This window comes from Xanthomonas sp. LMG 12462 (assembly GCF_009192885.1).
Taxonomy (GTDB): Bacteria; Pseudomonadota; Gammaproteobacteria; order Xanthomonadales; family Xanthomonadaceae; genus Xanthomonas_A; species Xanthomonas_A sontii.
In genome coordinates, this window is sequence record NZ_NMPP01000121.1 from 1 (window position 1) to 2,768 (window position 2,768).

Sequence of the window (2,768 nt, forward strand, 5' to 3'; positions counted from 1 at the left end):
ATCCCGACTCCCCAATCCCCGACTTTCAACAACAGCGAAACCCGCTCTTGCCGCCGTACCGCGCCTCCTGGCGCTCGCGGAAGAAGGTCTTGTAGTCCATCGGCTCGCGGTCCGGATGCTTTTCCAGCATGTGCCGCACGTAGTTGTCGTAGTCGGGAATGCCGCAGCACAGCCGCGCGGTCTGCACCAGGCGCCGCCATAGCCGGCGGTGCGCCTGGTACTGCCCGACCGGAACCAGGGCGCCGGCCATTACAGGTCCGCCATCTGGTGCGGCTGCAAGGCCACGTACGCGGTCTCGCGGTCGCTGCGCTGCGGGTTGCGGCGCGCGGCAAGAATGGTCTTCACCGCATAGATCAGCACTGCGAACACCACGCACAGGAACAGCACGGTCAGCCCGGTGTTGACGTAGGCGTTGGTGACGATCTGCTGCATTTGCGCCACCGACTTGGCCGGTGCGGTGACGGTGCCGCTGGCGATGGCGTCCTGGAACTTTTGCGCCTGCGCCATGAAGCCCTGCGACGGGTTGCGGTCGAAGATCTTGATCAGGCCGGCGTAGGTGGTGCAGATCAGCAGCCACACCGCCGGCACCGCGGTCACCCAGGCGTAGCGGTCGCGCTTCATCTTGAACAGCACCACCGTGCCCAGCATCAGCGCGATGCCGGCCAGCATCTGGTTGGAGATGCCGAACAGCGGCCACAGCGTCTGGATGCCGCCGAACGGATCGACCACGCCGGTGTACAGCAGGTAGCCCCACAGGGCCACGCAGCCGGCGGTGCCGATGATGTTGGCGGTCCACGACTCGGTCTTCTTCAACGCCGGGATGAAGTTGCCGAGCAGGTCCTGCAGCATGAAGCGGCCGGCGCGGGTCCCGGCGTCCACCGCGGTGAGGATGAACAGCGCCTCGAACAGGATCGCGAAGTGGTACCAGAAGGCCATCATCGCGTCGCTGCTGTTGGGGATGGCCTGGTGCAGGATCTGCGCGATGCCGACCGCCAGCGTCGGCGCACCGCCGGCGCGATGCAGGATGGTGGGTTCGCCGATCGCCGCCGCGGTGGCGGTCAGTTGCTCCGGGGTGATGGCGAAGCCCCAGGTGGTGCTGATGTGGTGCGCGGCGGCGGCGACGTCGGCGCCGATCACCGCGGCCGGGCTGTTCATCGCGAAGTACACGCCCGGGTCGATGATCGAGGCCGCCACCAGCGCCATCACCGCCACGAACGATTCCATCAGCATGCCGCCGTAGCCGATGTAGCGCATGTGCGACTCGTTGGCGAGCAGCTTGGGCGTGGTGCCCGAGGAGATCAGCGCGTGGAAGCCGGACACCGCGCCGCAGGCGATGGTGATGAACAGGAACGGGAACAGGCCGCCCTTCCACACCGGGCCGTCGCCGCTGGCGGCGAACTGCGTGAGCGCCGGCATCTTCAGCTCCGGCATCACCACCAGGATGCCGATCGCCAGGGCGATGATGGTGCCGATCTTGAGGAAGGTGGACAGGTAGTCGCGCGGTGCCAGCAGCAGCCACACCGGCAGCACCGAGGCGACGAAGCCGTAGCCGATCAGCATCCAGGTGATCTGCGTTCCGGTGAAGGTGAAGGCCGGGCCCCAGGTGGGATCGGCGGCGACCTTGCCGCCGAACCAGATCGCCGCCAGCAGCAGGATCAGCCCGACCACCGAGATCTCGCCGATCTTGCCAGGGCGGATGTAGCGCATGTACACGCCCATCAGGATCGCGATGGGCATGGTCGCGATCACCGTGAACATGCCCCAGGGGCTTTCCGCCAGTGCCTTGACCACCACCATCGCCAGCACCGCCAGGATGATGATCATGATCAGGAAGGCGCCGAACAGGGCGATGGTGCCGGGCACCTGACCCATTTCCTCGCGTACCAGGTCGCCGAGCGAGCGGCCGTTGCGGCGGCTGGACAGGAACAGCACCATGAAGTCCTGCACCGCGCCGGCCACCACCACGCCGATCACCAGCCACAGCAGGCCGGGCAGGTAGCCCATCTGCGCGGCCAGCACCGGCCCGACCAGCGGCCCGGCGCCGGCGATGGCGGCGAAGTGGTGGCCGAACAGCACGTGCTTGTTGGTCGGCACGTAGTCCAGGCCGTCGTTGTTGAGCACCGCCGGCGTGGCCCGGGTGGGATCGAGCTGCATCACCTTGTCGGCGATGAACAGGCTGTAGAAGCGGTAGGCGATCAGGTAGATCGACACCGCGGCCACCACGATCCACAGCGCATTGATGTGTTCGCCGCGGCGCAGGGCGATGGTGCCGAGGCAGAACGCCGCCAGGATGGCGAGTGCGGCCCAGGCCAGCTTGGAAAACCCTTTCATGCAGAACGCTCCCCCGGAGATTGCCGCAAGGGTCGCCCCGATGGCCTGGGGGGTCAATGGCGGGGAGGGCCGAGGGGCTAGTACTTTGGTCGTAGGCAGTCCTTGTGACGAACGGTGTGGCGGGGACGGACGGCGCAGCGCGCGCGCCCCTCTCCCCCCGGGAGAGGGGTGAGGGTGAGGGTCCGGGGCGAAGCCCTGGCGAACCCAGCCTGTGCGCGAGGCTGCGCCCGTACCCTCATCCGCCCCTGCGGGGCACCTTCTCCCGAGGGGAGAAGGGAGCGGCTAGCCCCTCTCCCGCCGGGAGAGGGGTTGGGGTGAGGGTCCGGCGCGCAGCGCCTCGCGATGTTTGGGTGCGCGAGGCTTCGCCCGTACCCTCATCCGCCCCTTCGGGGCACCTTCCCCCGAAAAGGGGGCCATGGTCCCGAGGGGAGAAGGGA

At 67.8% G+C, this 2,768-nt stretch carries 2 protein-coding genes; both read right to left on the bottom strand.

The window, feature by feature from the left end:
- Positions 1-25 precede the first annotated feature (25 nt).
- Positions 26-250: a CstA-like transporter-associated (seleno)protein gene (locus CEK69_RS20800; protein ID WP_017909376.1), complete on the bottom strand. Its 225-nt coding sequence runs from the start codon at positions 248-250 to the stop codon at positions 26-28.
- Entirely contained in the window at positions 250-2,331 is a 2,082-nt protein-coding gene (locus tag CEK69_RS20805) for a carbon starvation CstA family protein (protein ID WP_152247706.1), read from the bottom strand. Before CEK69_RS20805 ends, CEK69_RS20800 begins: the two co-directional genes overlap by 1 nt.
- Positions 2,332-2,768 lie beyond the last annotated feature (437 nt).